This window comes from Chryseobacterium sp. ON_d1, assembly GCF_006829085.1.
Classification (GTDB): domain Bacteria; phylum Bacteroidota; class Bacteroidia; order Flavobacteriales; family Weeksellaceae; genus Chryseobacterium.
Genome location: NZ_BJTC01000007.1, coordinates 1 through 3500, shown reverse-complemented (window position 1 = coordinate 3500; position 3500 = coordinate 1). Strand labels below are relative to the sequence as shown.

At 33.7% G+C, this 3500-nt stretch carries 3 protein-coding genes; all 3 read right to left on the bottom strand.

Going from position 1 to position 3500, the window contains the following annotated elements:
- The coding region (locus CRS_RS12105; protein ID WP_172617054.1) for a hypothetical protein at window positions 1-1396 on the bottom strand (1396 nt) is incomplete at its 3' end.
- Window positions 1397-1421: 25 nt separating this feature from the next.
- Window positions 1422-2408, bottom strand: a complete 987-nt coding sequence (locus CRS_RS12100) for a TauD/TfdA family dioxygenase (protein WP_142724300.1) — start codon at window positions 2406-2408, stop codon at window positions 1422-1424.
- 5 nt (window positions 2409-2413) lie between these two features.
- Window positions 2414-3500, bottom strand: a 1087-nt coding sequence (locus CRS_RS12095; RefSeq protein ID WP_228451238.1) for a condensation domain-containing protein, incomplete at its 5' end; no start/stop codon positions are given.

The following is a 3500-nucleotide window of genomic DNA, read 5'->3' as shown; positions in this document are numbered from 1 at the left end:
GACCTTCATAACTAAGCTCACGCCCTTCAAATTCTAAAGCAAACGCTGAAGGTGTTTTTACCACCTGTGATTCAAATAAGCTTACCACAGTCTCTCCCGAAGGAACCGTAACTGAAGTATCATTAGCCAAGGCAGTGATTTTTTCATCAATCTGTATTACAGCTGTTTTCTGTTCGTGCAGTAATTGATGGTATACCTTTTTAAACTGCTCTTCAATAAGTTCTTTTTCCAGAGATGAAAAAACAGCACTGTTATAATACAGATCCACTGTTAAATCTTCACCCGAATCAATAACAGTAAATTTACAGTCAAAAATATCCTGTACAGAGTATATATTAACGATGTCAATATCCGTATGATTCAAAGCTTTTCTGGTGTCGATATATTCAAAACCGTATTTAAAATATACTTTGTTTTGTTTTTTCCTGTTTAAAGTAAAATAATCTGCCCAGCTTTTTACATTTTCAATACCTTTTTCTATTCTTACCGCATTTTCCGATATTGTAAAATCAGAAGAATGGGCTTTAAGATTTAATGCTGACATAGAATTCACATACCCTATGGTATGAATCAGCTCATCATATTGTCGGTTTTGATTTACATAGCCGATGGTAATTTCTTTATCATCAGTTTTATAAACAGAAAGATAGTTATTTAAACATAAGACTAAATAAGATTCTATATGTAAGTTAAAGTTATCCAGTCTTTTTATCAAATCAGAGTAGCCTTCTTTATTGACAGAAAGTATATTTTTTCTTTCCGGAGTAAAAACTTCAGCTTTCCCTCCAAATGGGATAACTTTATTTTCCGGCGTTGCATTATAGATTTCCCAAAACATCTTGGCATCCTCTTCAGGCTCTTCCAAAAGATCATTCTGCCAGGAAGAAAAATTATAAAATTCTATTTTATTCTGGTGTTCATATTGTCCTGCCATTCTTTCCTGAATTTCTTTCAACAAATATAAGCCACTATATAAATCACCAAACAATGAATACAAACGAATTACAATAAATTTAACATATCCTGAAACTATTCCCAGCCCCACTCTAAGTGCTTTATCATCCGAATACTTATAACAATATCCAAAATCTGTCTGAACATCATGCATAAAAGTTTCGTAATCAACATCATAATCGTAGTACCAGTTCTTTATTTCAATTTCTCCATCACCTTCAAACTGAATAGCATTTTTGAGATCATTATTTGAAAATATTTTATATGATAATACTTCATGCTCTTTTATGCACTCATAAATATGGGGAATAATCTCTTCCTTTGAGTATTTTTCTTTTATCGTTATAATAACCTGATTATAAAACCGATCTATATTATCTGATCCTGCTGACAGCAAATTGATCTGATTTTCGGATAATTTATATCCTTTAACTTTCTCCATATATTTAATATATTTTCAGATGAAACTAGCACATAGAAACAATTATTTTTCTTTCACCTTCGTATGAATTTCTTCCGTGAGAAGACAGGTAATTATCAAGGAACAGTACATCACCTTTTTCCCATGGGAAATATACCGTTGCTTTTTTGTATGCCTCATACAGCTCTGCATATTCTTCTTTGGTAAACTCCTGTCCATCTCCAAAATAAGTATTGTTGGGAAGTTCATCGTCAGAGTCTATCGCTGACAATAATATTTCGTCATAACTGTATTTGTTAAAAAACATCCCATGATTAAACCATATTGATTCTTTACTGACAGGGTGCTCAATGATTGCTTTCTTTTTCCAGGTAACTACCAGATCATCTTCATCCAGCCAATTATAAGAAATGCCGTTTTTTTCACATTCTGCTTCCACTTCACTCTTATCTGTTGTCTGAAAAACTTCCTGCCATGGCAACCCCAGCAAGCCATTCATTCTTCTTTTATAAAGAATTCCTTTTTCCATAAACTTATTTTTAAGCTCCTCGCTGATGTTTCTCAATACTCTTCTGTTATCTGCTATAGGTGTTTCTCCTCTTAATGATGCAGGAAGAACACAGCAAAATATGATCTTATCTGGTGGTGATGGTGCATATGAATGCTCACTATGCATATTGATACTGTAGCTATTAGGATAAGTTGTTGAAACATATACGTTATTCATTATTGAATACCTTGGTGAAGAACGGAACTTGTATTCTAAAGCCGGCTTTTCGAAAACGGAAACCAAATCCTGAAACTTTTCTGCAGCATCAATATTAAATCCTCTGCATAATATAGCTCCGTATTCTAATAAATTTTTATCAAAATATTCACTGTTTTCTTTCAGCCAGTCTTTTAAATTGATATCTGAATCCGATGCCTGAATCACAAAAGGATATTTTTCTTCATTTATAAAATCCTTCAAAATGCTATCGTCTGAAGATACTGGAGTACTGTTCTGATTTTTTAATTTGCTTAATCTGTCCATAATTGTTATTTTTTTATAAATGCACTTAATTTTTTTGAATTTTTTTGTTTGATAAGATCAGCATCCATGGAAGTTATGATCTCTTTTATGTTTTGTTGAACAACTGCCTTGAAATAGATACTCTGTTTTTCTAATTTCTCTTTGGTTTCATAAAGCGGAAGGTCCATATTAGCTTTGAAAAACACTAGAATTTCTTCAAATGCCTTAACAATATTGACAACTGAATAATCATCAAAAACATTTTTGTTATAATCAACCAATATTCTCATGTCCAGCCCTGTAGGTAAAATTTCAAAATTAAAATCGTAGGTAGTCTGTAAATGTAGATTAGACTTTTCTACGGTCATCTTACTAGTCTCACTTTCATTTGCTGCCACCTCATTGTTCATTAGAAAATTTTCGAATATGAGAATGTGATTGATCAGATTTCTTTTCAACTGTATCTCTGCAAGGCTGAGGTAATGGTGGTCTGTACTTTTTATAGAATCCTCATGAACTTTATTTAAAAGACTTCTTGGGGTATCATCCCGGTTAAGGATGACACGAACAGGAATGGTATTGATAAACAAACCTACCATACTTTCAATTCCTGATACTTCTGGAGGTCTTCCTGAGACTACAGCTCCGAATATTACGTCTTCAGAGTGATTATAGGAGCTCAGTAAATAAGACCATACTGCCTGAATATATGTGTTCAACGTAATGCCACATTCCTGGCAGAACTGCACAAGGTCTTTATATATCGCGCGGTCTATAAAAGAGATATGAGATGACAGGTCATATGAAGTATCTTCTTTTGGTTTTTCAAACGGAATAAGGGTTGCTGAATTTAACCCGTCAAGATACTTTTTCCAGTATTCCAGCGTAGAATCTCTGTCAACCCTGCCCAGCCAATTGATGTAGGTGGAATACTTCTCTGCTTCAGGTAAAACCGGAGCCTTTCCATTCTCCAGTGAACTCAGAATTGAAGTAAAATCATTGATCAGAATACCCAGACACCATCCGTCCATGATAATATGGTGGTGGCTCCAGATAAACTCATAATATCCATTATCCAGCAATACAACATGTAAACGCATCTGCGTACATTCA

Excerpts from the sequence above, each read along its gene's own strand:
- CRS_RS12100 (WP_142724300.1), bottom strand. The coding sequence starts at position 2,408 with ATGGACAGATTAAGCAAATTAAAAAATCAGAACAGTACTCCAGTATCT.